General features: G+C 42.5%; 27 protein-coding genes. 6 read left to right on the top strand and 21 right to left on the bottom strand.

The genetic code is table 11. The features are described 5' to 3' along the window. Nucleotides 1-190 precede the first annotated feature (190 nt). The 14 genes from G498_RS0109135 to hemA all read right to left on the bottom strand — a co-directional run bounded on the left by G498_RS0109135 (nt 191) and on the right by hemA (nt 13,466). On the bottom strand, nt 191-1,633 hold the full coding sequence (locus G498_RS0109135; RefSeq protein WP_026980903.1) for a nucleoside recognition domain-containing protein: 1,443 nt from the start codon (nt 1,631-1,633) through the stop codon (nt 191-193). A gap of 141 nt (nt 1,634-1,774) precedes the next feature. Further along, nucleotides 1,775-2,488: a 3'-5' exonuclease gene (locus G498_RS0109130; RefSeq protein WP_026980902.1), complete on the bottom strand. Its 714-nt coding sequence runs from the start codon at nt 2,486-2,488 to the stop codon at nt 1,775-1,777. 140 nt (nt 2,489-2,628) lie between these two features. Further along, the gene (locus G498_RS0109125; protein ID WP_026980901.1) at nt 2,629-3,786 is read right to left on the bottom strand and encodes a serine hydrolase domain-containing protein; all 1,158 of its coding nucleotides are present in this window, start codon (nt 3,784-3,786) and stop codon (nt 2,629-2,631) included. 273 nt (nt 3,787-4,059) lie between these two features. Next, a complete protein-coding gene (locus tag G498_RS0109120) occupies nt 4,060-4,530 on the bottom strand; it encodes a methylated-DNA--[protein]-cysteine S-methyltransferase (RefSeq protein WP_026980900.1) in 471 nt (156 codons plus the stop codon). A 17-nt stretch (nt 4,531-4,547) separates the two neighbouring features. Further along, the gene (locus G498_RS0109115; RefSeq protein WP_026980899.1) at nt 4,548-4,748 is read right to left on the bottom strand and encodes a helix-turn-helix transcriptional regulator; all 201 of its coding nucleotides are present in this window, start codon (nt 4,746-4,748) and stop codon (nt 4,548-4,550) included. Continuing rightward, nucleotides 4,738-5,217 (bottom strand): hypothetical protein, encoded by a 480-nt coding sequence (locus tag G498_RS0109110; RefSeq protein ID WP_026980898.1) that lies wholly within the window; start codon nt 5,215-5,217, stop codon nt 4,738-4,740. Before G498_RS0109110 ends, G498_RS0109115 begins: the two co-directional genes overlap by 11 nt. 107 nt (nt 5,218-5,324) lie before the next feature. Continuing rightward, on the bottom strand, nt 5,325-5,723 hold the full coding sequence (locus tag G498_RS0109105) for a c-type cytochrome (RefSeq protein ID WP_026980897.1): 399 nt from the start codon (nt 5,721-5,723) through the stop codon (nt 5,325-5,327). Nucleotides 5,724-5,782: 59 nt separating this feature from the next. Next, nucleotides 5,783-6,778 (bottom strand): porphobilinogen synthase, encoded by a 996-nt coding sequence (gene hemB, locus G498_RS0109100; protein ID WP_026980896.1) that lies wholly within the window; start codon nt 6,776-6,778, stop codon nt 5,783-5,785. Between the two features lie 33 nt (nt 6,779-6,811). Continuing rightward, nucleotides 6,812-7,714 carry an oxygen-dependent coproporphyrinogen oxidase gene (gene hemF / locus G498_RS0109095; protein WP_026980895.1) on the bottom strand — a complete coding sequence of 301 codons (903 nt, stop codon included), beginning with the start codon at nt 7,712-7,714 and terminating at the stop codon, nt 6,812-6,814. Then, on the bottom strand, nt 7,704-9,359 hold the full coding sequence (locus tag G498_RS0109090) for a hypothetical protein (protein ID WP_131387706.1): 1,656 nt from the start codon (nt 9,357-9,359) through the stop codon (nt 7,704-7,706). Before G498_RS0109090 ends, hemF begins: the two co-directional genes overlap by 11 nt. A 188-nt stretch (nt 9,360-9,547) precedes the next feature. Next, the gene (gene hemE / locus G498_RS0109085) at nt 9,548-10,573 is read right to left on the bottom strand and encodes a uroporphyrinogen decarboxylase (RefSeq protein ID WP_026980893.1); all 1,026 of its coding nucleotides are present in this window, start codon (nt 10,571-10,573) and stop codon (nt 9,548-9,550) included. Between the two features lie 49 nt (nt 10,574-10,622). After that, a complete protein-coding gene (locus G498_RS0109080; RefSeq protein ID WP_026980892.1) occupies nt 10,623-11,291 on the bottom strand; it encodes a uroporphyrinogen-III synthase in 669 nt (222 codons plus the stop codon). After that, a complete protein-coding gene (gene hemC / locus G498_RS0109075; protein ID WP_026980891.1) occupies nt 11,291-12,214 on the bottom strand; it encodes a hydroxymethylbilane synthase in 924 nt (307 codons plus the stop codon). The genes G498_RS0109080 and hemC overlap by 1 nt, the downstream gene beginning before the upstream one ends. Beyond that, entirely contained in the window at nt 12,207-13,466 is a 1,260-nt protein-coding gene (gene hemA, locus G498_RS0109070; RefSeq protein WP_026980890.1) for a glutamyl-tRNA reductase, read from the bottom strand. The genes hemC and hemA overlap by 8 nt, the downstream gene beginning before the upstream one ends. Nucleotides 13,467-13,698: 232 nt before the next feature. Here hemA and G498_RS0109065 point away from each other — a divergent pair, with 232 nt between their 5' ends. Further along, the gene (locus tag G498_RS0109065) at nt 13,699-14,565 is read left to right on the top strand and encodes an AraC family transcriptional regulator (RefSeq protein WP_026980889.1); all 867 of its coding nucleotides are present in this window, start codon (nt 13,699-13,701) and stop codon (nt 14,563-14,565) included. 33 nt (nt 14,566-14,598) lie between these two features. Here G498_RS0109065 and G498_RS0109060 read toward each other — a convergent pair whose 3' ends face one another. The 6 genes from G498_RS0109060 to G498_RS0109035 form a co-directional block, all read right to left on the bottom strand. Then, nucleotides 14,599-15,417, bottom strand: coding sequence for a hypothetical protein (locus tag G498_RS0109060; protein ID WP_131387707.1), 819 nt, complete (start codon nt 15,415-15,417; stop codon nt 14,599-14,601). Between the two features lie 14 nt (nt 15,418-15,431). Next, complete coding sequence (locus G498_RS0109055) at nt 15,432-16,187, bottom strand: hypothetical protein (protein WP_026980887.1); 756 nt, start codon at nt 16,185-16,187, stop codon at nt 15,432-15,434. A 12-nt stretch (nt 16,188-16,199) separates the two neighbouring features. Further along, the gene (locus G498_RS0109050) at nt 16,200-16,949 is read right to left on the bottom strand and encodes a hypothetical protein (protein WP_131387708.1); all 750 of its coding nucleotides are present in this window, start codon (nt 16,947-16,949) and stop codon (nt 16,200-16,202) included. A 443-nt stretch (nt 16,950-17,392) separates the two neighbouring features. Next, a complete protein-coding gene (locus tag G498_RS0109045; RefSeq protein ID WP_026980885.1) occupies nt 17,393-18,208 on the bottom strand; it encodes a hypothetical protein in 816 nt (271 codons plus the stop codon). Between the two features lie 6 nt (nt 18,209-18,214). Next, nucleotides 18,215-18,970 (bottom strand): hypothetical protein, encoded by a 756-nt coding sequence (locus G498_RS0109040; protein ID WP_026980884.1) that lies wholly within the window; start codon nt 18,968-18,970, stop codon nt 18,215-18,217. A 12-nt stretch (nt 18,971-18,982) separates the two neighbouring features. Beyond that, complete coding sequence (locus tag G498_RS0109035; RefSeq protein ID WP_131387709.1) at nt 18,983-19,732, bottom strand: hypothetical protein; 750 nt, start codon at nt 19,730-19,732, stop codon at nt 18,983-18,985. Nucleotides 19,733-20,123: 391 nt separating this feature from the next. Between G498_RS0109035 and hemH the strand changes: the two genes are divergently transcribed. The 5 genes from hemH (at nt 20,124) to gdhA (ending at nt 25,381) form a co-directional block, all read left to right on the top strand. Further along, entirely contained in the window at nt 20,124-21,173 is a 1,050-nt protein-coding gene (gene hemH, locus G498_RS0109025) for a ferrochelatase (protein WP_026980882.1), read from the top strand. After that, nucleotides 21,149-21,706, top strand: a complete 558-nt coding sequence (locus G498_RS0109020) for a CopD family protein (RefSeq protein ID WP_026980881.1) — start codon at nt 21,149-21,151, stop codon at nt 21,704-21,706. Before hemH ends, G498_RS0109020 begins: the two co-directional genes overlap by 25 nt. Then, nucleotides 21,707-23,179, top strand: coding sequence for an ATP-binding protein (locus tag G498_RS0109015; RefSeq protein WP_026980880.1), 1,473 nt, complete (start codon nt 21,707-21,709; stop codon nt 23,177-23,179). It begins immediately after the preceding gene. Between the two features lie 5 nt (nt 23,180-23,184). Beyond that, nucleotides 23,185-23,967 carry an enoyl-CoA hydratase/isomerase family protein gene (locus G498_RS0109010; RefSeq protein WP_026980879.1) on the top strand — a complete coding sequence of 261 codons (783 nt, stop codon included), beginning with the start codon at nt 23,185-23,187 and terminating at the stop codon, nt 23,965-23,967. 70 nt (nt 23,968-24,037) lie between these two features. Next, nucleotides 24,038-25,381, top strand: a complete 1,344-nt coding sequence (gene gdhA, locus G498_RS0109005; protein WP_026980878.1) for an NADP-specific glutamate dehydrogenase — start codon at nt 24,038-24,040, stop codon at nt 25,379-25,381. Nucleotides 25,382-25,797: 416 nt separating this feature from the next. On the opposite strand, the gene G498_RS14900 is transcribed toward gdhA, so the two are convergent. Beyond that, nucleotides 25,798-26,084: integrase core domain-containing protein (locus tag G498_RS14900; protein ID WP_035754182.1), on the bottom strand; the 287-nt coding region annotated here is incomplete at its 5' end.

Genomic DNA, 26,084 nt, shown 5'->3' with positions numbered 1-26,084 from the left:
AAAGTATTGTGCTGAGATTTACAAGGAAAACTAAAAGACCGATTCTCCGATTCCAATTCTCATGCGTAATGACGGAAACAGGTTTTCTACCTAAATAGAAAAGCCACTTACAAATAACTCCAATCCATTTAAAGAGTGAATAAGCTCCTTGCAAAGCCATTTCCGAAGCAAAATCTACTAAAAAACTCATTTATTGAAAAAACCAGCTCGCCACGAAAATCGCCGTAATTACACAAATTACATCCACCAACAGCATTGTTCCTAAAGCGTAACGGGTGTTTTTAATGTTTACCGAACCGAAGTAAACGGCAATGACGTAAAAGGTACTTTCGGCACTACACTGGAAAATACTGCTCAACCTTCCGGTTAAGGAATCCGCGCCGAAGGTATTCATGGAATCAATCAAAAAGCCTCGTGATCCTGCCGAACTGAAAGGGCGCAGCAAGGCCACAGGCAACGCATCGGTAATTTCTTTGCTGACCCCCATATTGGAGAAAATAAATGCAATCCAATTGCTGATAATTTCAAACAATCCGCTGTTCCGGAACAAAGAAATGGCCACCAACATTCCCAACACATAAGGGAAAATGGTAACTCCGGTTTTAATTCCGTTGTTGGCTCCGGTAACAAAAGCTTCAAAAACGGTGGTGTTTGCCTCGGTAAATTTCTTTTCCTTGCGGAAAGAGAAAATCAACGTGAAAGCAATAATTCCGACCAATATCAACGCGGAAAGATTGGAAGTGAAATAGTTTTTACCGATTAAGTCCAACTGGTTGACATACATCAGTAAACCAATGATTCCGGCGATTAATGCCATCAGAACAGCCAGCAGAGAAGCACTCTTGAAATTGATTTTTTGCTTCGCACCCACAATCAGAAAAGCCGCAATGGTTCCTATAAGTGAGGTGATGATACACGGCAACATTACATCGGCTGGGTTGGTGGCTCCAGCAGCGGCGCGGTACCCGATAATGGAGGTGGCAATTAAAGTGAGTCCCGAAGCGTGCAGACACATGAACATAATCTGTGCATCACTGGCTCTGTCTTTTTCGGGATTGATTTCCTGTAAACTTTCCATGGCTTTTAAACCGAATGGAGTGGCTGCGGAATCCAATCCCAGGAAATTTGCAGCAAAATTTAAGGTCATATAAGAAATCGACGGGTGGTTTTTCGGAATACTCGGAAACACTTTGACAAATACAGGGCTTAGTACTTTAGCTAATTTCCCGGAAGCGCCGGAAATAATTAAAAGTTCCATGAGACCGCAGAAAAAAGCCAGGTACGCAATTAACGGAAGAATCAGATCCACTAAAGTGCTTTTACAGGTAGGCAGTAAACCATCCGATTTTTGTACGTCACTGAAAATTTTTACCGTTTTGTTCTTATACACGTAAGTCGTGTCCGGATCGGATGTTACGGTATTGATGACGATGGTGTTCTCCGGTGCTTTTTCGAGGCTGTCTTTGATGAAAACCGGAACTTCGTTCAGGTATTTTTCGGCGATTAGAATCGGTTCGTCTTTTTTGCCGTTCAGTACGTAATCGATGGAGTAACTGTTACCCGAAAACAAGCCGATAACCACAAAAGCAATCGAGGAAATAAAAATTACCAGCCAAAATCTGCTCAATACCATAAAAACTGTTTTTTGGTAAATGTACTATTAAACCGCAAAGTGCGCAACGATTTTTAACAAAGAACACCGTATGGCTTTTTAGGGTCAAATCCCTAGCCCCGATTACTTCGGCAATTATGAGCAGATAGCGGGAAAAAGTTTCTAAACATGAACAATTTCCTCCTCAATCAGCAAGTCTTCGCGACGGAATTTTAAAAAAATCTGCGCCACGGCAATCACGTCTTTTTCGCAGTAGGTGATGATGCGGTCGATGTCTTGGTCGATGTAAAACACTTTGCCCACTTCACTGCCGTCGATATCGTCTTTCGGGGATGGAATACCCAAAACGTTGGTCAGTAATTTTAGGGAAGTAAAGGTTTTGAAATCCCCGAATTTCCACAATTCCATGGTGTCGAGATGCGGTACTTCCCAGGGTTTTTTGCCGAATAAATTCAGTTTTTGCGGAATTGGGATGCCGTGAATCAGCATTCTGCGCGCAATAAACGGAAAGTCAAATTCTTTCGCATTGTGCCCGCATAAAAGATGCTGTGGTTGTGCAAAATGATTGTTCAGCAAATTGGCGAAGTCTTTCAGAATTTTGATTTCATCCCCGAAAAAAGAAGTTACGCGAAAATGCCGGATGTCGCTTTTCAGTGTGAAATAACCAACAGAAATGCAAATGATTTTTCCAAATTCGGCCCAAATGCCGGCACGTTCGTAAAATTCTTCCGGCGTATAATCGTCTTTGCGCTGGTATTGCGTTTTGAGGGTAAAAAGTTCTTTTTTGGTATCGTCTAAGTCGCTGAAATTCTCGGTTTCCGGGACGGTTTCAATGTCCAGAAAGAGGATGTTGTCTAAGGCAATTTTTTCAATCATCGGTTTGGTGTGTAAGCGTTCTCGATTGGATTATATATGAAAAATATTACAAATATAGTGTTTTTTTAAGATTTGCCGCAAATTGCGCGAATTAGCACGAATAATTTGTTGGAATCAGTGCAATTCTCGGCAAATGAAATTTACTGTCGTTTTTCCAACATTTTATACGCCTCGTTAAAGTATACGTACAAATCGTTGCTGTGCGGATCGGTTTCCGTCTGCAGGCCTTTGACATGTCCCAAACGCACAATAATTACATTGTCTTCCGGCACCACAATCACGAATTGGCCCAAATGGCCGCGCATGTAAAACAATTTTTTGCCGTTGATTTTGTGCAGCCAGAAACCATAACCGTATTGCGGACTTTCCGGAAATCTTGGCGTAATGGATTTCGCTACAAAAGCACTGTCCAAAAGTTGTTTGCCGTTCCACTTCCCGAAATCGCGGTACAGTTTTCCGAAACGGGCAAAATCCCTCGCGTTGCTGGCGATGCAACAATACGCTTTTTCAATGCCGTCCGGTGCGTGGTCTAATTGCCAAAGCGCTTCGTTTTCCGCGCCCATCGGTTGCCAGAAATTTTTGGAAACGTAATCGGATAAGTATTCCCCGGTGGCTTTTTCGATGCACATTGCCAGTAATTGCGTGGCGCCGCTTAAATATTTGAAGGATTGTCCGGGTTTTTCTTTTACATTCAAACCTAAAATCACTTTCTTTAAATCGCTGTCAAAATAGGCCCGGGTTACGATGGAAAACGGGCTGTAGTATTTCTCGTCCCAGCTCAGTCCGGAAGCCATCGACGACAAATCGCCCACGGTTACGTCTTTGGCAAATTCGCCTTTAAGTTCCGGGAAGAAATCGGTTACTTTCTGGTCTAAACTCTTGATTTTTCCCTCCATGATGGCTTTTCCCAAAGCTGCGGAAACCACACTTTTTGCCATCGAAAACGAATTCGACTTGGAATTTTTTCCGTAGCCGTCAAAATAACTTTCGTGCCAGATGCTGTCGTTTTTGATGATCAGATAGGCCACGGTGCCCAGTTCTTTGTGTTCTTTGTCTAAGGCTTCAGTAGCCGGAACGGAATTGTAATCTTTGGCAATCGCCCAGGGTTGTCCAACGCTTTTTTTGATTTCTCGGTTGGGGAAATGCGTATAATCGTCCAAAAATGCCGTCGTGTAGCCGCGGAAGTAAATCGTCCGGACGGCGCGAAGCAGGTAATCTACATCAAAAAGGTACATCAGCAGGATGATTCCGGCGAAAACAATCAGGAACCATTTCAGGAATTTTTTCAGGAAAGTCATAGTTTTAGTTTTAGACCACGAATTCCACGAATTTACACAAATTAGATTTAGCTTGTCAATTTTTTGGAGCGAAAGGTTCGGGAATTTTTGGAAGCCCTGTTCCCGCTGTCCGCACTACACGGTAGTTGCTCCCATCGGGGCTATTGGATAAACTTTTGGTTTTTTTGGAAAATTTCAATAATTGAAAGATTGGTTATCAGTGTTCTAACCGCAAAGACCGCAAAGTTTTTACCTAATTAAAGAACTCAAATAGTTTATAAGGTTTTGGAATTTTCAAAAAAGACTTTGCTGTTTCAAAGGATTTTCATGTTCCAGCAACCATTTCTTGCGCCACAAACCACCGGCATAACCGGTCAGTGAACCGTCGGAACCGATTACGCGATGGCACGGCACGACAATCCAAAGTGGGTTTTTCCCATTGGCGGATGCTACGGCGCGAATCGCTTTGACATCGCCTAATTTTTTGGACAACTCCAGATAGGAAGTGGTTTTGCCGTACGGGATTTCCAAAAGCGCTTTCCAGACTTTCTGCTGAAATTCGGTCCCTTTCGGATTGATCGGGAAATTGAAAGTGGTACGTTTTCCCTCGAAATATTCCTGCAATTGTTTCACGGCGTCTTTCAGTTCAACGGGAATCGTTTTCGAAATTTCGCCTTCCTGAAGAATCGAAATCACCGAAACGCCCAATTCATCGCCTTTGATTTTGGCGGTGCCCAACGGAGTATTGATAAAGACGGTTTGCATCTGCTAAAGATAGCAAATTAGTCCGTGGCTTCCAATTCAAAGATGTCGTTTACGGATTTTTCAAACAGCTTGGCTATCTTCAGTGCTAAGACTGTGGAAGGAACATATTTTCCCGCCTCAATCGCGTTGATGGTCTGTCGGCTTACCCCGATTTTTTCCGCCAGTTCTGCCTGAGTGAGGTTGAAAATGGCGCGCTGTACTTTTACGTTATTCTTCATTTTCGGCAAATTTAGTGGATTTGTGTAACATCCAGTGAAAGCGGATGATGAAGAAAATCAGTAAGGTGAACATGTTGTACAGCATCACATTCACAAACGGCAATCCGTAGATGAAAAGGATGCAAAACGCTAAAATGCCATAGTTCAGATAGGTGGCCCAAACCAGGCTTTCCAAACGGATTTTGGCGACCATTTCGTCTTCGGTTTTCTCTTTGGAAAAGGCAAAGACCAAACCGCTGGCAATAAAAAGCAGCATCACCAGTTCGTCGAGGATGTTGTTTTGAATCCAGCGGAAATAAAAAGGGCCTTTGAAACCTTCGTCGTTCATCAGCGCAAATATGTTGGCTTGCCATTGTACCGCCTCGTCGTCGTTAAAGTTTAAAACAAAAACCAGCCCCAGAAAGGAAAGTACCAATACCAGCAGGCTTGGCTTTTTTAAAGCATTCGGAAATAAAAAGTTCGTTTTCATGATGATTGATTTTAAATGATGATATCAAATGTAAAACATAATTTCCAAAAAGACAAATAAACATTACATTTTGTAAAACAAAAAAGTCCTCCGAAGAGGACAATATATTATTTCGAGAAACTCAGTATGTAGGTTTCAAGCGCTTTCAGTTCGTCTTCCGGTAGGTTTTTGGTGATGGCGAAATTCGTTTTCATCACACTGTATTGCGTCGGTTCCACAATCGGGCCGCTCTTTTCCGTAAGGAAATCTGTGATACTGGCGCCTTTTTCTTTGTAGATTTTAGCAATATCCGCTACACTCGGACCAATCACTTTTTGGTTAGGTTTGTGGCAGGAATAACACATCCCTTTGCCGTCGAAAATTTCTTTTCCTAAAGCCAAAGCGACTTCTTCGGGTGATTTTTTAATTTCCGGATACAAAGCTGCTTTTTCTTTTTTTTCGTTTTTGCAGGACACCAGTAAGAAGGTGGCCATCAACAACATTAAAAAAGGAATAGTATTTTTCATTTTTTTAGTTTTACCGCAGATTCGCAGATTCTATTAAAATCTGTGAATCTGCGGTGAATTTATTTGTTCAACAAAATCGCGGCTTCTTTGGCAAAATAGGTCGAAATCAAACTCGCGCCGGCCCGTTTGATACACATCAGCTGTTCCATCATGATTTTATCGTGGTCGAGCCAGCCTCTTTCGGATGCGGCTTTAATCATCGCATATTCACCCGAAACATGGAAAACCGTTACGGGAACATTCACGGCGTTTTTCACTTCGCGAACAATGTCCAAATACGCGATTCCCGGTTTTACCATCACCATATCAGCGCCTTCTTCCACATCCATTAAAGCTTCTTTCACTGCTTCGATGCGGTTGGCGTAATCCATCTGATAGGTTTTTTTGTCTTTCGGCACTTCGATATCAGCTTCTTTCGGGGCACTGTCCAACGCATCACGGAATGGGCCGTAAAACGCCGAGGCATATTTCGCCGAATAACTCATAATCCCTACATTCTGAAAACCTGCCGAATCCAAACCTTCGCGCAAACGCAGCACGCGTCCGTCCATCATGTCGCTTGGGGCTACGAAATCGGCTCCGGCCTGTGCATGGGAAACGGCCATTTTTACTAACGCTTCCACCGTTTCGTCGTTGGCTACGTCACCGTTTTTGATAATTCCGTCGTGGCCGTAAATCGAATACGGATCCAGCGCCACATCCGGCATTACGATCATTTCCGGGCAAGCCGTTTTAATGGCTTTAATGGCTTGTTGCATTAGGCCGTTCGGGTTCCAGGCTTCTTTTCCGGTGTTGTCTTTTAAGTTGTCGTTTACTTTTACATAAATGTTTACCGCACGGATGCCTAAAGCGAACAATTCTTTTATTTCTTCCACCGTTAAATCAATCGAACGACGGTAAATCCCCGGCATGGAAGGGATTTCTACTTTTACGTTTTCGCCTTCCGCGATGAACATCGGGAACATAAAGTCGGCCGAACTTAAACTGGTTTCGCGTACGATACTACGTATGGATTCGTTGACTCTCAGTCTTCTTCCTCTGTGTAATGGATACATAGCAATTAATAATTTATAATTGATAATGGACGATTAAATCCATGCAATTGGTTTTTTTAATACGTTAATTAACTTTTTTTCTTCGCTTCCCGCTTCCGGATGATGGTCGTATACCCACTGCACATGCGGAGGTAAACTCATCAAAATCGATTCGATTCTTCCGTTGGTTTTTAAACCGAACAACGTGCCTTTGTCGTGTACCAGATTGAATTCCACGTAACGCCCTCGACGGATTTCCTGCCAGGTGCGGTTGGCTTCTGTATAAGGTAAATCTTTTCTTTTTTCCACGATTGGTATATACGCCGATAAGAAACTGTTGCCGACTTCGGTTACGAAAGTGTACCAGTTTTCCATGCTCATTTCTTCAGTTGCTTTCAGATGATCGAAAAACAAACCGCCAATCCCTCTTGCTTCGTTACGGTGCGCATTCCAGAAATACTCGTCGCACTGTTTTTTAAACTTCGGATAGAAGTCCTGGTTGTGTTTGTCGCAGGCCGTTTTACAGGTTTGGTGGAAGTGTTTGGCATCTTCTTCAAACAAATAATATGGCGTTAAATCCTGACCGCCGCCAAACCATTGGTTCACGATATTCCCCTGTTTGTCGTACATTTCAAAATAGCGCCAGTTGGCATGTACGGTCGGTACCATCGGGTTTTTCGGATGAATTACTAAGCTCAGTCCGCAGGCAAAAAAATCGACTTCGCCCACCCCGAAATAGGTTTGCATCGCTACCGGCAACGCGCCGTGTACCGCGGAAATGTTTACGCCGCCTTTTTCAAAAACGTTACCGTTTTCAAGCACACGGGTTCTTCCGCCACCGCCTTCCGGTCGTTCCCATAAGTCCTGACGGAATTTCGTTTGGCCGTCCATGTCTTCCAAACCTTTACAGATTTGGTCTTGGAGGGTTTGTATGTATTGGTAAAATTTATTCTTCATTTTCATCGAAGTTTAAGCCTTCTTCATCATTTGCTTCAAGGTTGTATTTTTCTTTAAGGAGATTTATTTTTTCTTTCTCCCCAAATAAGTAAAAAGCGGTTTGATCTCCGGTGTAAACGGAATAGAAATTTTCCTTGATGCCGGTGTCTTCCACAATTAGATCCAATAATTTATTAAAGGTTTCCATGTCATACCAGTCTCCGGAATCTTCAGGAATCATTACATAACAATTGTTTTTATAGTGTACTAAAAACTGATAATATCCTTTGTTTTCATCCTCATTCCATTTAAATTGGAGATACGATTTAATTCCTGAAATTTTATGGTTGGAAATGGATGCAAAATCTGCTAAAAGCACATCGTAATCGACAGGAATCGTACTTGCTTCGACATCAAAAGCAAGACTTATTTTAGCAATATCCAGGCAGGTGTGAATAGAATTTAAATCGTCATTGGCAAATTCCTTTTGCTTGTAGATTTCAATTTGTTCTTGGGAGATAGGTCTGTCAATTATTCCTATCATGTGCAAATCATTATTTATTTCTTCAAAAGTTTTATTGTCGATATCAAATTCTTTTTTCAGTCTTATTTTAAGAGGTTCGGACTGAATGTTCTTGTCAGCAAGGTTGTAAAAGTATGCTTTCTCAAGGCCTTTGTAAAAGTCAATAAGTTTTTGAGAGTAGTAATCATCCTGAAAACCTAATTTTTCAAAGTTTGAAAGAACAAGATTTTTGATGGTTTCATTTTCAAAAAGAAATTTATCTTTTTTTATAGTTTCTAAGGCTTCAAAATAAAGCTCAGAATCGCTAAGAAACGGTTTGATTGCTTCGACTTTTTCCGGGTCCGTTTTGTAACGCAATTTGAATAAATCAATTCCTTTGAGCAAAACTCTTTTCGTGTCTTCATCACCTGGTTCGTTGTGAATTAACTGCTCTAAAGAAGAAATGATTTTTTTGGCTCTTTCACCGTCTCCGTTTTCAACGATTATTTGTGCTAATACAAGTTTTAAAACATAAGCAGAATAAAAATTTTCCTCGCTAGGTTTTTTAAAATCTTCTCTTTTTATAGGGTTTTTGTCGATATAATCGTAAGCCAGATTTAAGATTTTCTTTTTTGAGTTTTCAGAACCTTTTTCCATATAACCGGAGATTCCTTCTCTTATCCAATGCAATTCGGGAGAAGCATTGCTGTTTTGGGATAGTTTGATAACATAATCTATCGCTTTTTCGCTTTTAGCTTCATTTCCTAACCAGTAAAAAAGCCTTTCGTTATCGGTGGATTTTCCGGAAAGCAGTCTGTCTTCAAATAAAGCGGTATGCCCTTCAATGTTGTTGTAACCTAAATATTGTACTACTAAATGCTCAAGTTCTTCGTTTGTAATTAGATTAAAAACAGCATTTTTAACAGGCTGGTCAAGCTGAAACGAAGTTCTGATTTCCTTGTAGCCCCTGTCCATCTCGACAAACAAATTGTCGATGCTGTCTTTGTTTTTACTTTCGAGAATTTCAACAATTGCAGGAATAGTAGATTTATCTCCAAGCATATAACGCCTGCCGATTGCCGCATCATACTTTGCTTTTTCGTCCGCTTCTTTTTTTGCTTTAAGGGCTATTTTTTTAGTGATGTAAGCATCAATTTGATCCACCTTTGCCTTTTCAGTAATCCTAAAAACGATTGGTGTACTGAATTTTTTATTAATATATTTTTGAATTTTAAGGCTATCTTTTTCCAGATTTTGTCCGTGAGAAATCAAGCAACCACCCAAAAGGCTACTTAAAATGATTAATGCTATACTTTTTTTTCTCATGAGTGTTAACTAAAAACTGCGACTGCCTACTGATTATATTCCTTCACTGCTTCCACAAACGCCTTGGCATGATCTACCGGAATGTTCGGTAAAATACCGTGGCCTAAGTTTACGATGTATTTGTCTTTGCCGAATTCGTCGATCATTTCGTGTACCATTTTTTTGATGGTCGGAATTGGTGACAACAATCTTGAAGGGTCAAAGTTTCCTTGTAAGGTGATATTTCCTCCTGTTAAATAACGCGCATTTCTGGCCGAACACGTCCAGTCTACTCCTAAAGCCGACGCTTTCGATTTCGACATTTCATTCAAAGCAAACCAACAGCCTTTTCCGAACACGATTACTTCTGTTTCTTCGGCTAAAGCGTCCACGATCTGGTTGATGTATTGCCAGGAGAATTCCTGATAATCGGTTGGTGATAGCATGCCGCCCCAGGAATCGAAAATCTGTACGGCGTTCACTCCGGATTTTACTTTTTCTTTTAAATATAAGATGGTGGTATCGGTAATTTTCTGTAATAAAGCATGCGCCGCCACCGGATTGGAAAAACAGAATCCTTTCGCGGTATCATAGCTTTTGGAGCCTTTTCCTTCCACGGCATAGCAGAAAATCGTCCAGGGCGAACCGGCGAAACCGATTAACGGCACTTCGTCGTTCAGCATTTCTTTGGTCAGTTTGATGGCGTCCATCACATAGCCTAAACGTTCTTCGATATTTGGAATAAATACTTTTTCTACCTGCTCCATCGAACGGATCGGATCAGGAATAATCGGTCCGATATTGTCCTTCAGTTCCACATGAATACCCATCGCTCTTGGGACTACTAAAATATCCGAGAATAAAATAGCGGCATCCGGTTTTACGATGCGAATCGGTTGTACGGTGATTTCAGCAGCCAGTTCCGGGGTTTCGCAACGGGTAAAAAAATCGTATTTGTCGCGTAACGCACGAAATTCCGGTAAATATCTTCCCGCCTGACGCATCATCCACACCGGTGGGCGTTCTACGGTTTCTCCTTTTAAAGCTCTTAGAAATAGGTCGTTTTTAATCATGTTTTCTTAATATAGTTGCAAAGTGACAAAGTGCCTAAATTGCTAAGTATTATTTATATTCGTTTATACATTGGATAATCGTGTTCTCAACGGTAGGTTGATTGGCGATTACGATATTTTTGAATCCCGATTGTTGCGCTGCTGCTGCAGTAGTGTTTCCGATGCAGAAAGCGATTTCTTTGGTAATTTTATTCTGTTTCAGATAACTTTCCACACCGGAAGGGCTGAAAAACAGGATGCCGTCTGGTTTCGTGTCGATTTTTTGCGGCGTTAAAACGGTTTCGTACACGGTGATTTCGTTGAAAACCACTCCGGCAGCTTTCAAAGTTTCCGGTAAAGTGTCGCGACGTAAATTTCCGCTGAAAAATGTGTAGGTGTTGTGCGGATAGACCAGTGTGATGATTTCGGACAAATCTTCCGCATAACCGGTATACGCTACCACGTTGAAACCGTTGGCTTCCAGTAACGCTTTGGTTTTGAGACCGACGCAGAAAACGTCTTTTCCTTTCAGTTCGGCAACGTTCGGATGCTGTAAAATGCTTTCCACGCCGTTTTGGCTGCTGAAAATCAACTTGTCATTTATATTTTTTAAATCGAAAGCGAGGGGTTTGGTGGTGATGAAATCCGCTTCCACTACTAAAAATCCGGCATTCAAAAGGTACTGCTTCTGATTGGGCAGCAATTTTTTAGTAGACAGTATGCGAACGGAAGCACTCATTATTTTTTCAGTTTCAGTTTGATGTCGGCCATTAATTCCGAACCGCCGTTGTCTAAAATTTCTTTGGCACAGTTGAAGCCCAGCTTTTTCCATTCGGAAATATCGAATGTGCGTTGGATCTCGAACTTCTGTTGTCCGTCAATGGAAAACAGAACGCCGTGAAAATTGATGGTATCGTTTTCTTCGTCGTATTTGGCCAATGCCCCGATCGGAGCGGTACAGCCACCTTCCAAAGTTCTCAAAAACTGGCGTTCGATATAGGTACAGATTTCCGTTTCGATATGGTTCAGCTGACTTAAGGCGTCTAAGGCAAATTCGTCGTTTTCCATGGCAACAACCACCATCGCGCCTTGTGCCGGAGCCGGAACCATCCAGTCCAGATTAATATACGTTTCCGGTTTTAAATTGATGCGTTCCAAACCAGCCGCGGCGAAAACCGCTCCGTTCCAGTCGTTTTCCTGCAATTTCTGCATGCGGGTGTTCACGTTGCCGCGCAAATCCACCACTTGGTGTTGCGGATATTTGTTCAGCCACTGCGCCTGACGACGTAAACTTCCGGTAGCTACGGTTCCTTCGCCGTTTAGAAAATCTAAATTTCCTTTGTGAACGAGAAGGTCAACCGTGTTGGCGCGTTCTAAAACAGCGGCCTGCACTATGCCTTGCGGTAAAGCCGTCGGTACGTCTTTCATGGAATGTACGGCCATATCGATTTTCCCGGAAAGCATCGCTACATCAAGGGTTTTGGTAAAAATTCCGGTGATGCCCAGTTCGTACAAAGGTTTGTCCAGGATGATGTCACCGGTAGATTTCACGGCTACTATTTCGGTGGCATACCCTAATTGCTGCAACTGGTGCTGTACAGTGTGTGCCTGCCAAAGCGCCAGTTCGCTGTCACGGGTTCCGATGCGTATTTTTTTAGTCATTTTTTACGGTTGCTATCTGAAAAATTTTCTCGATCCACTGGATGCTTTCGTCTACCATAGTGTTGTCGTCTTTCAGATGATTGGCAAAATGGTTGGTGATTTTCTGAATGATGCGGTTGCTGATGAGCTCCGCCTGTTCTTCATCAAAATTGCTGATTTTTTTGCGTTGCGCGGTCAGCTCTTTATCCTTGATGGTGTTCAGTTTTTCCTTTAAGGCATGAATAGTTGGCGCAAATTTCCGGGCTTTGGTCCAGCTGATGAATTCGTCTTTGATTTCTTCGATAATCGCTTCGGCGGCCGGAATGTGTTTTTTGCGGTTTTCCAGCGTTTCGTCAGTCATTTGCGATAAATGATCCATGTGTACCAGCGTCACGCCTTCCAGTTCCTGCACGTTTTCGTGTACGTTTTTCGGTACCGATAAATCTAAAATCAACAAAGGTTTTTTCAGATTCAGGATGGCTTTGTCGATGGTCGGGTTCTGAGCGCCTGTAGCCACCACCAAAACGTCGGCTTTCTGGATTTCCAGTTGCAAATCGGCGTAATCTTTTACAATCAGGTTGAATTTGCCGGCAATTTTTTCGGCTTTGTCTTTGGTGCGGTTGATAAGGGTGATGTGCTCGTTTTTGGTGTGTTTGACCAAATTTTCACAGGTGTTTCGCCCGATTTTTCCGGTTCCGAAAAGCAGAATGTTTTTGTTCGGGATGTCTTCGACGTTGTTAAAAATATAGCGAACGGCGGCAAAGGATACCGAGGTGGCTCCGGAAGAAATTTCCGTTTCGTTCTTGATGCGTTTGCTGGCCTGAATGACCGCATTGGTAAGCCTTTCGAGATAATTGTTGGTCAATTCGGCGTTTTTGCTTTCGATGAAGCTGTTTTTAAGCTGGCTAATGATTTCAAAATCGCCTAAAATCTGGCTGTCCAAACCGGTTCCCACGCGGAACATATGACTGATGGCTTCGGTATTTTTATGGACGTAAGCCACTTTCTGAAAATCTTCTACCGTGCCCTGCGAATTGTCGCAAAGCAATTTGATTAATTGAAACGGATGTTCGGCAAAACCGTAAATTTCGGTACGGTTGCAGGTGGAAGTAACCAGTAAACTGCTAATATTGTTATCTTTGGCTTGCTTTAGTAAGTTGGCTTTGGCCTCGGGGTCCAGGCTGAATTTACCTCTAATCTCGGCGTCTGCTTTCTTATAGCTCAATCCAACAACATAGAACGAAGCAGGCTTTGATATCGTGTTATTTTCCATTCTTTTTCACTTTCTCCTTAAAAGTTAAACAAATGTACTCGCTGTATTTTTATTAAAATAACGCTGGAAGTTCTTTTTATGTCGCTCAGGGATTTTTTTGGACAAATTTGTCTTTTTCGCGTTATTTCTTTTAAATTTGTATGAAAATCAAGGCTTCAGAAAGTTTTTATTTAGAGTGATTCTAAATAAAAATTTCATATTACTTTGAAGAATGCTGCAAAAAAATACCGCTATGAGTGCTACCGAAGAGATAAAAATTGAGGAAGATTTTATACTGCTGCGTTTTCAGAACGATTCGGAAGAAACGGTTCGTTTTGAACGTCAGGTACATACGGGTTTGATTCAGTTTCATTTCGGGTTGAAGGGCAGTGCGAAATTCATCTTCAATCAGGGCAATTATGCGCTGGAGCTGAAGGAAGAAAAATCGCTTTTACTGTACAATCCGCAGAAAGAACTGCCGCTTCAGATGGAAATCGCCCCCAAGTCGTGGGTGATTACCGTTTTGGTGTCGATTAAGAAGTTTCACGGTCTGTTTTCGGAACAGGCGGAACATATACCTTTTTTGAGCGAGGAAAACAGCGATAAGAAGTATTACGGAGAAGAAAACATCAGTCCGTCGATGGCCATTGTGCTGAATCAGATGTTTCATTATACGCTGAATCCGTCGATAAAAAACATGTATTATAAGGGCAAGGGGTATGAATTGCTGAGTTTGTTTTTCAACCGCAACGAAGATCCGAATGCCGAACAGTGTCCGTTTCTAATCGACGAAGAAAATGTAAAGAAACTGAAAAAAGCGAAAGAAATCGTAATTGCCAATATGGCCGAACCACCTGGATTACAGGAGTTGGCCGATGAGGTAGGCTTAAATCTGAAAAAACTGAAAATGGGCTTCAAACAGATTTACGGCGATACCGTTTACGGCTTTTTGTTTGATTATAAAATGGAATACGCGCGTCGTTTGTTGGATTCCGGTTCGTACAATGTAAACGAGGTTGGTTTAAAGATAGGGTATAGTACTGCGAGTCATTTCATTGCGGCGTTTAAGAAGAAATTCGGGACGACGCCCAAAAAGTATTTGTTGGAGAAAAGCATATAAAACATATAAAAAGCGGTCAGTTGACCGCTTTTTTTAATTGTAATAGTGTGCTATAATCTGTACTTCATCATTCCCGGTTCCCAAATACATTTTCATCGCTCCCGCTCCGTTGGTGTTGGAAACCGCTAACTGTGCTGAAAACATAGGGCAGTACGTACCCGGAGGAAGTTTTACATAATCACTGCCGGTATTGTGGAAGTTTTCGGTTTCGCCTCTGCCTGTTTCGTTGTTGGTGTAGTATTGTCCGGTAATTCCCAAACCGCCACCGATTGTGGAAGTGCCTCCGTCAATTTCAAAAGCCCCTCCAATCAGGTTGCCGTCTAAATCATGGGTTACAACCGGGCCAAGATAACTGCCTAACCGGAAATACATTAATGTTTGTACGGCTCTGGCCTGTCCGTCTCCAACTCTTGTGCTTGCATTTTTTTCAATGTTCCAGGAAACGGAATAATTGATTTCTATAATAGCAGGTTCGGTTAAGGTAAACGTAGAATTTGGAATATCCCGCGGGATTCCGGCATAGGTATATCCGTCGCCATAACCGTGTTGGGTAATTTGATTAATACTCGGATCGCGCTCGTCTTTCAGATAATTTTCCGCATCGAACAGAATGGCTATGTTGTTTTGAGCGGTACCAAGAATCAGATCTCCATTAGCGTCCACGAACACACGGCTGGAATTTCCTGGTCCTAAATTGTTGGGGTTGGTTGGGTAACTAAGCCCGTCAATTTTAACAGTTGAGTTAGCACCACCTACATGCAATCCCTGTTGTGGGTTGGTGGTTTTAATTCCCACTTGTCCCAAAAGGAACGCAGGGAGTAGTAAAAATAGTGAGTAGAGGTATTTTTTCATGGTTAGCTTTGGGTTTAGTTGTAAATGCGAATTCTTAAAAGGTCTGCTTCACCGCCAAATCCGATGCTGGTGTATTTGCTGATTCCGTCAATGATCTCGGCAAAGAAGTACAACGCGTGATTTCCGGGAGGAATATTGGTGTAACCGTGACCGTTGGTATAGGAGTAACCTAAAATTCCTTGATCATCAGAAGCATAGCATTGACCGTTTAATCCGTATTTTTTTGACAATTCTGTGGCGTCCAGTCCGTCGTTGTTGATGTCAATGCAGAAGTAGATTTTAAATACCCGTGCAGAAATATCATTAAAAGGAGTCAACGCAACATTTAAGTCTGTTTTGGATACCATAGCGGTTATGCCATATTTTACTTCGATTAATGCAGCAGCCGGAGAGGAAAAAGTTACTTTTGAAATCAAACCCGTTGCAGTGGTAACAGAAGTGTCGTTGTTAACGATTACCCCTCTGTTGTTAGGACCGTTAGGAATAAAATTCTGATTGGTCATTAAGAAATTGATTGGAGCAATAGCACCATTGGGTCCAACACCGTTATTGATAGAAGGGTTGATGGTCACATCTCCCAAAGCTGTCACAAAGGCATGGGCAGGTTTAACCCCGTCATTAAAAACAGGGGAGTTTACGGCATTCAGACTTTCAATGCGAATGGTTGAAGTATTGCCCGCCACATGTAAATCTGCAGTAGGGTTAGCTGTTCCGATTCCTATCTGTGCATTCAGCACCGCAGGAAAAAAAAGAAGTAGTAGTTTTTTCATAGCGATACGGTTTTAGTATAATCTCATGAATACAGAATCGGTATCTACTGCCATACGGACAAAAGTAGCCTGGGAAGGTAAATTAGAAGAAACTTCTGCTTTGAAGTTCAGGGTGTGTGTACCGGTTGTTAACTGAACATAAGTAGTGCTGGAGTTGTACAATTGCCCGGTAGCGCCAATTCGTTCTAATGAGGTGTATGGGGCAGGATTGTTAATGTTTCGGTTCATGTAGCATCGGGATGCCTGGCCATATTTTCGAGGGGCATTGTCAAGTGTGTAATAAGTGGAAACGCGACGTGCTCCACCATCACGAATCATTGTTAGTGGGGTGTCTGTCTGGAAAACTTCGAAGCTAACACTGTATTTAACTTCTAAAATGGTTGGACGGGTTACTGTAATGGTGTAGGTGTAAAAGGTGGCTTCAATTTTCCCGTCTGCATCACCCGTGGTAAGGCGAATGTTGGATTGGGGAATTGTAGTGTGGTCGATTGCGTCGCTTCCGTCACTATTGGCTAGGGTTTCCAAATGTAAAGAAAGTACGCCGTTGCTGTCTACATACAAGGGATAAGTTCCTGTGGGCTCTGTATTCCCTCCGTTGTAAATGTTGTTGTCTTTGTCTAGGCTTTCCACGCGTAACGTTCCAACGCTGTTACCTAAATGTAACTTTTGTTGTGGGTTGGTGGTGCCTATCCCTACAGATCCGGTTTGGGAAAGTAGTGAGTTGCAAAGAAGCAGTGTAAATAGAATGTAGGTGTTTCTCATGCTCTTTGGTTTTTTTGGGTTAGTATTAGAGGGCTTTTACATATTAGATACAAATTTGGGTATTAGGTTGCGTGATTATTTATTAAAAATATTAATTTTTTGAAGAAAAAACAACAAAAAACAGAATAATTAAAATAAATAACAAAATTAAAGCATTAAACCTAAAAAAATAGCAATTGTAAAACATGCAAAATATCTCTAAAAAGAGAGTGATTTAAGGGCTTTCCAAATGTCAATAAAAAAATTATAAGGAAAAAACTGAGGGGATTAAACTTTATAACAACCGGATGGAAATATTTTTTAAAAATTTTTTTTCAAAGAAAAAAACACTGTTTTATAAATGACAGTTATAAAAACAAATTAAATTACATTTTTATAACAATTTGATTTAATGAAAATAAAAAAAAACAACCCATATAGGGTTGCTTCTGTAAAAGGTTTTTTTAATTGTAATAATGTGCAATAATCTGGACTTCATCCTTCCCGGTTCCCAAATACAATTTCATCGATCCGGAACCACTTGTATCTGAAACTGCCAATTGAGCCGAAAACATAGGACAGTATGTCCCTGGCGGGAGTTTAACATAATCGCTGCCAGTGTTGTGAAAGTCGTCTGTTTCCCCTCTTGAAGCGTCGTTGTTGGTATAGTATTGTCCGGATATCCCAAGACCGCCGCCAATAGTTGAAGTACCGTTGTCGATTTCAAAGCTGCCACCAATCAGATTCCCGTCTAAATCATGGGTAACAACAGGGCCTAAATAACTTCCGGAACGGAAATACATAAGTGTTTGTACGGTTCTTGCATGACCATCGCTTATGCGTGTACTGGCATTTTTTTCAATGTTCCAGGAAACCGCGTAATTAATCTCGACGATTGCAGGTTCTGTTAAGGTAAAGGTTGAATTGGGAATATCATTCGGAATACCGGCATAAGAATATCCGTCGCCATAACCGTGTTGCGTAATTTGATTTCTGCTTGGATCGCGCTCGTCTTTCAGATAATTTTCCGAATCGAAAAGCACCGCAATATTGTTTTGGGCTGTGCCTAATACCAAATCGCCATTTGCGTCGACAAAAACACGGCTGGAATTGCCCGGTCCTAAATTGTTCGGATTGTCGGGATACTTTAAACCGTCTATTTTAACCGTTGAAGTTGCTCCTGCGACGTGCAAACCTTGCTGCGGGTTGTTGGTTTTAATCCCAACCTGTCCAAAGAAATAGCAAGGCGTTAGTAATAAAAAAGTGTAAAATTTTCTCATAGGACATTAATTATAGATTCGTATTCTCAAAAGATCTTCCGCACCGCCAAAACCGGCACTGGTAAATTTGCTGACACCATCTATAGTTTCGGCAAAGAAATGCAAGGAATGGTTTCCGGAGGGGATAGTGGTATAACCGTGACCATTGGTATATGTATAACCTAAAATTCCTTGATTGTCAGAAGAATAATTCTGGGCGTTTAAACCGTATTTTTTGGAAAGTTCCGTAGCGTCCAGGCCGTCGTTGTTAATATCGATGCAGAAATAGATTTTATAGATTCTCGCCGAGATATCGTTAAAAGGCGTAAGCGATACGTTTAAATCAGTACTGGAAAGCAACACGGAAATACTGTATTTCACTTCAATAAGCGCCGTGGCAGCCGCACTGAAATTAACTTTCGAAATCAATCCGGTAGCGGTGGTTGAAGCGGTGGGATTGTTTACAATCAACCCGCGGTTGGCAACACCGTTAGGGATGAAATTGTTGTCGGTAAATAAGAAGTTGATAGGTGCTATGATGCCGCCGGGTCCTATTTCGTTTTCCGAAGAAGGGTTTAGGGTAACATCTCCCGAAGCGGTAACAAAAGCATGAGCAGGTTTGATGCCGTCGTTAAATGCGGGACTGTTTACAGCGTTTAAGCTCTCAATTCGTATGGTAGAACTGTTTCCGGCCACATGTAAAGTCGCCTGCGGATTTGCAGTCCCGATTCCCACCTGAGCGGTCAGCCCAAGCGGAAACAATAAAAAAACAATTTTTTTCATAGTTGATAAGGTTTAGTAAAGACGCATGAAGACAGAATCCGTATCGATCGCAAGCCTTACATAAGTCGCTTGGGAAGGCAGATTGGATGAGACTTCGGCTTTAAAATTCAGGGTATGGGTGCCAGGCGTTAATTGTACATAGGTAGTGCTGGAATTGTAGAGTTGTCCGGTAGCTCCAATCCGGTCTGTAGAACTATAAGGTGCGGGATTGTTAATGTTTCGGTTTAGGTAACAACGGGAAGCCTGACCGTATCTTCGGGTTCCGTTATTAAGGGTGTAATAGGTGGAAATTCTTCTGGCGCCACCGTCGCGTATCATGGTCAGCAGAAGATCGGTTTGATATACTTCAAAGCTCAAACTGTATTTTACCTCTAAAGTGGCCGCCCGGTTAACTGTAATGGTGTACGTAAAAAATGTTGCATCAATTTTGCCGTCTGCATCACCGGTTGTTAATTTTAGGGAAGCGGTAGGAATAGTGGCATGGTCGATGGCATCGCTGCCGTCGCTGTTTGCCAGGGTTTGCAAAGCTAAAGTCAGTACGCCGTTACTATCTGCGTAAAGCGGATAGGTTCCTCCGGGTTCCAGATTGCCTCCGTTGCGGGTATTGTTGTCTTTATCGAGCGATTCGATCCGAAGCGTACCGATACTTTTGTCTAAATGAAGTTTTTGCTGCGGATTGGAAGTTCCTATACCCACGGCCCCGGTTTGAGCGCTAAGAGAAAAATACAATAGGAATGTACTTAGGGTGTAAAAGTTTCTCATGCATTTGGGATTTTAATTATTACTCCTTGTAAGATCAAAATGTTAAAAAAGAATTCACGTATTAGCCACAATTACCGTCAATAATTTTACAATCAGATACAAAGAATCATCCTGAAAATGCATTATTGTTTTTGGTAATCTTTCCAAACAAAAAAGGTGTCGAATTCACTCTTACAAAACGATAACCCATAAATGATATTCGTTGCACATTTTTTATTTAAAGCTAAATTTATTGACAAAAAATTCAAACATTAACAAAAAAACAGCGATATTCTATGAAATGCTGAATAGTTTCGACGAGTTGCAAAAAAGCGTTATTGTAGGAAAGGAAAAATAAAGCAGCGGAAATTAAATTGCCGATAATTGTCTTACCTTTGAAAAAAATTACAAAATGAAGGGAGTTTTACTGGTCAATTTAGGATCGCCAGAGAGTCCGACGCCACAAGACGTTAAGCCATATTTAGACGAATTTTTAATGGACAAATACGTAATCGATGTACCGTATTTGCTGCGGGCATTGCTGGTTCGCGGGATTATCCTGAGAAAGCGTCCTGAGAATTCGGCAGAAGCCTATCAGAAAATCTGGACCCCAGAAGGTTCCCCGCTGATTGTCCTTTCTAAGAAAATGCACGAAAAAGTTAAAAAAGAGGCAAAAGTGCCGGTAGCTTTGGCGATGCGATACGGAAAACCTTCCATCGAAACCGGTTTGCAGGAGCTTTACGATCAAGGCGTGCGCGAGGTGTTGCTGTTTCCGTTGTATCCGCAGTATGCGATGGCGTCTACCTTAACCATTTTGGTGCTGGCGGAAGAAATCCGCAAAAAGAAATTTCCCGACATGACAATTACTGACGTGCCGGCGTTTTACAACCAGCCCGATTACATCGAAGCCCTGGCGAATTCCATGAAAAAGCATTTGGGGAATTACGACTACGATAAACTGGTGTTTTCCTACCACGGCATCCCGGAGCGTCATGTCCGTAAAACCGACGCCACCAAAAAGCACAAAAAGTTTGAAACCGACAAAATGTGTTGCGAAGTTGGAACGCCCGAAGCTGAATTCTGTTACCGTACCCACTGTTATGAAACCACGCGTCTGGTAGCCGAGAAGCTACAAATTCCGAAAGACAAATATTATGTAACCTTCCAGTCCCGCTTAGCCGGAGACAAATGGCTGGAACCGTACACCGATATAGTGTTAAACAACTATCCGAAACAGGGCATCAGAAAAGTAGCGGTGGTAACCCCAGCCTTTGTAACGGATTGTCTGGAAACACTGGAAGAAATCGCCATTCGTGCCAACGAAGAGTTTCTCGAAAACGGTGGCGAGTCGTTTTTAACCATACCGTGTTTAAACGACGACGACCAATGGTGTCAGGTAGTGGCCAACTGGATTAACAATTGGGAGCAAAACGGACAATGGATCAGTACTACAACTACATAAAATCCCTCCACTTGATTTTTGTAATCACGTGGTTCGCCGGACTTTTTTACATCGTTCGGCTTTTTGTGTACCATGCGGAAGCGAAACTGAAGCCCGAGCCCGAACAAAGCATTTTGGTAAAACAATACCAGCTGATGGCGTATCGCCTTTGGTACATTATCACCTGGCCGAGTGCCGTTTTAGCCAGTATTTTTGCTTTTTTGATGCTTTTCGGAACCACGTTGGGCAATGCCTGGCTAAAAATGCCGTGGATGCATGTAAAATTGGGATTTGTCTTTTTACTATATTTATACCATCTGAAATGCCATCAGATTTTCAGGCAGCTGCAAAAAGATGAGGTTAAGTACTCGTCGTCCTTTTTCCGTTTGTGGAATGAAGGGGCCACGATTATCCTATTTGCCGTTGTTTTTCTGGTGATTTTGAAAGATGCAATCAACTGGGTGTACGGCGTGATTGGAATCATCCTTTTTTCCGTGCTGCTGATGTTGGGCTATAAATTCTATAAAAAGATACGCGAGAAAAATCAGCAGTAAATGCCGGATGCTTTTAAAATAACGCAGCTTTCCCTAAGGTTGAGAATTTTCCTTTCGATGATTTTCTTAACCCTGATTGCGTCGGTTTTAATAGCGGCCGTATCGATTTATCAGTTCCGGAAAGAAGCCCGCGACTACCATCAGGACCGTCTGGAGCGCAAAGAAGATGCCATTACCGAGCACATCAACTACATCCTGTCTACCACGACCTATCCGCTCACAACGGAAAACTTACCGCTGATTTTTAAGGACAAAATTTACGAGTTGGCCAACATCCACAGTCTGGAAATCAATATTTATGACCTGAACGGGAAGCTGCTCATTTCTTCCAAAGGCGCCTTTACGATTGATAAAGTGGCCAAACCCATTCAGCCGATTATCCTTAAAATCATACAGTCTTCTCCAAGCAAAAGGTTCGTGGATTTGCAGATGGTTCAGGGACAGAAATACCGTTCGTCCTACAGTTATCTGAAAGACACCAAGTTCAAACCGCTGGGTATCATCAATTTGCCGTATGTGGAAGAAACCAGTTTTTACGAAAATGAAGTAAAAAATTTCCTGATGCGGTTCAGTCAGGTATACGGATTTATGTTGCTGATTTCCTTTGTGATTGCGTACTTTTTGTCGAGTTACATCACCAAATCGCTGCAAACCATCAGCGAGAAGTTACAACAGACACAGTTCTACAAAAAGAACGAAAAAATCCAGCTGGAATCCACCAGTAAAGAAATCAAATCCCTCGTATCGGCGTACAATGCGATGGTCGACAAACTCGAAGAAAGTGCCGCGTTACTGGCGCAGAGTGAGCGGGAAGAAGCCTGGCGCGAAATGGCCAAACAGGTGGCGCACGAAATCAAAAACCCGCTTACGCCGATGCGGTTGACCGTGCAGAGTTTTCAGCGGAAATTCGATCCGAACGATCCGAACGTAAAGCAGAAAATGGACGATTATTCCAAAACCCTGATTCAGCAAATCGACACCATGAGTTCGGTGGCTTCGGCTTTTTCAAATTTTGCTTCCTTGCCGGCACAACAGAACGAAACGCTCAACATCGTGTATGTGGTGCAGCTGGCACTCGATATTTTTACCGAAGACTTTATCCGTTTTGAGGCTTCCGAACCGGAAATTATCACCAAAATAGATCGTACCCAACTCATCCGGATCATTACCAATCTGGTGAAAAACGCGATTCAGGCCATCCCGGAAGACAAAGTGAACCCGTTGGTGGTGGTAACGGTTTTCCGCGAAGGAGAAAATGCCAAAATCATTGTGAAAGACAACGGAAAAGGCATCAGTATTGAAAATAAAAATCGTATTTTCGAACCTAAATTCACCACCAAAACCAGCGGTATGGGCTTGGGCTTGGGGATTATCAGAAATATCGTGGAAAGTTACCACGGCACCATCGATTTTGAAAGTGAACCGGAAGCCGGTACCGAATTTACCGTAACGCTTCCCATTATAAATACATAACAATCATGACCTACGAAAACATCCTAATTGAAAAAGAAAACGGCATTGCGGTGGTTACCATCAACCGTCCGGCGAAGTTAAACGCCTTGAACAAAGCTACTATTGAAGAACTGCACCACACTTTCGGGACCCTGGAACACGATACCACTGTAAAAGTGATTATCGTTACCGGAAGCGGGGAAAAAGCGTTCGTGGCCGGTGCCGACATTTCGGAATTTGCCAATTTTTCGGTGGAAAAAGGAACCGTTTTGGCCGCAGAAGGGCAGGAAAAACTGTTTGATTTTGTGCAAAACCTTAAGAAACCGGTCATTGCCGCCGTAAACGGATTCGCGTTGGGCGGCGGACTGGAACTGGCGATGGCTTCTCATTTCCGTGTGGCTTCGGAAAACGCTAAAATGGGCTTGCCGGAAGTGACTTTAGGTGTGATTCCGGGGTATGGCGGAACCCAGCGTTTACCGCAGTTAATCGGGAAAGGCCGCGCGATGGAAATGATTATGACCGCCGGGATGATCGACGCCAAAACCGCGTTGAACTACGGCTTGGTCAACCATGTGGTTACCCAGGAAGAATTGTTGCACTTTACCAAAGAAATTGCAGCGCGCATCGCCAAAAATTCGAGTGTGGCGATTGCCAAAGCGATTAAGGTGATTAACGATAACTATACAGACGGTGTAAACGGCTTCGCCTCCGAAATCAAAGCGTTCGGCGAGTGTTTCGGTACCGAAGATTTTAAAGAAGGTACTACCGCCTTTCTGGAAAAACGCAAACCGGAATTTCCCGGAAAATAAATAACAGGCGAACCAAACGGTTCGCTTTTTTTGTACATTTATGGAAATCAACACACTAACCAATCCATTTATGTCAAAACAAGTAAACGATTTCCTTGCGGCAGTAGCCCTGAAAAACCCCAACGAACCCGAATTTCTGCAAGCGGTCCATGAAGTGGCCGAAACCGTTATTCCTTTTATCGAAGCCCACGAAAAGTACAAAGGCAAGATGCTTTTGGAGCGCATGGTCGAACCGGAAAGGGTCATCATGTTCCGCGTGGCATGGGTGGATGACAAAGGCCGGACACAGATTAACCGCGGTTTCCGCATCCAGATGAATTCGGCGATTGGGCCGTATAAAGGCGGGTTGCGTTTTCACCCGTCCGTAAACCTGAGCATCCTGAAGTTTCTGGCGTTTGAGCAGGTCTTTAAAAACAGTCTGACTACCTTACCGATGGGCGGCGGAAAAGGCGGTTCTGATTTTGATCCCAAAGGCAAATCCGACAATGAAGTCATGCGCTTCTGTCAAACCTTCATGACCGAACTCTCCCGCCATATCGGTGCGGATACCGATGTTCCGGCCGGCGATATCGGCGTAGGCGGACGCGAAGTAGGCTATATGTTCGGGCAATTCAAGAAACTCCGCAACGAGTTTACGGGCGTGTTAACCGGAAAAGGCATTTCCCACGGCGGTTCGTTAATCCGTCCCGAAGCGACCGGTTACGGTTGCGTGTATTTTGCCCAAAGCATGCTGGCAACCCGTGGGGAGAACATCAACGGAAAAACGGTGGTGGTGTCTGGTTCCGGAAATGTGGCGCAATATGCGGCGGAGAAAGTAATCCAGCTGGGCGGTAAAGTTGTAACCTTTTCGGATTCCTCGGGTTATATTTACGACGAAGCGGGTATCGATGCCGAAAAACTGGAGTTTGTCATGGAGCTGAAAAACGTCCAGTACGGCAGAATCAGCGAATACGTGAAAAAATATCCAAAGGCAAAATTCATAGCCGGAAAAACCCCGTGGGAAGTAAAATGTGATATTGCACTACCCTGTGCCACTCAAAACGAATTGGACGGAAGCGATGCAAAAGTATTAACGAGTAACGGCTGTAGCTGTGTAGCCGAAGGCGCGAACATGCCGTGTACCCCCGAAGCCGTTGCGGTATTCCATAAAACAAAAATTCTTTTTGCACCCGGGAAAGCCTCGAATGCGGGCGGCGTAGCCACCTCGGGTCTGGAAATGTCGCAAAATTCCCTGCGCTTAAGCTGGTCCCGGGAAGAAGTAGACGACCGTCTGAAAAAAATCATGCACGACATACACGAAGCGTGTGTAAAATACGGCGCGGACGGCAGCGGCCATATCGACTATGTTAAGGGCGCCAACATTGCCGGTTTTGTAAAAGTGGCCGATGCGATGCTGGCGCAAGGCGTGGTCTAGTTTCCCGTCTCCGTTTTCAGCAGAACAACAATCGCGGGTATCGGTAGTGATAGCCGCGATTTTTTTAGAAGTATTTCAGCGTTGTTGCAAATTGCTGAAAAAAATCGTTTTGCAACGAAAACTGTTGCAAACGAAAAAAAAATAATGATTTGCAACAGGGTTGTTCCAAACTTTTAAATATCTCTAAATTTAGGGATTGTAGGGGTGGATTTTTATCGTTAGTTTTAGGGATATTTATCTATTAGCTTGTGCTTAACTTTAAACAAAAAGTGCAATTGAAAAAATTATACATAATATTATTTCTTGTTTTTGTTTCTAACCTTTTTGGTCAAGAGAAATCAATAATGAATTCTAGTCAAATAAAATTAGAGTCAGTGTATTGTCCTAAAATAGTTGATAAAATTTAGATTAAAAATTTAAGCTAATATACGTTTTTTCTTATTTGACTTATAGGATTTGTAAATTACATTTTCCGATGTATGCACAAATGCAGGAGTTTGGTAATTTAGGCTTAAATGTAGTCGTCTGTTGTTGTACAATTCCACGGCTTTTTCGACCATTTTTTCGGCTGTTTTTAAATCTGGGATGTTTTGTTTTAATCCGTATTCGTATTTGATTGTACGGTTAATTCTCTCTGCAATTGCATTTTCATAAGGATCGGAGTTTTGAGTGTTACTAAGTTTAATCCCTTTGTTTTCGGCGA

This window comes from Flavobacterium suncheonense GH29-5 = DSM 17707 (genome assembly GCF_000430025.1).
Taxonomy (GTDB): Bacteria; Bacteroidota; Bacteroidia; order Flavobacteriales; family Flavobacteriaceae; genus Flavobacterium; species Flavobacterium suncheonense.
The sequence above is the reverse complement of the archived record's forward strand: the minus strand, read 5'-3'. Positions and strand labels throughout refer to the sequence as shown.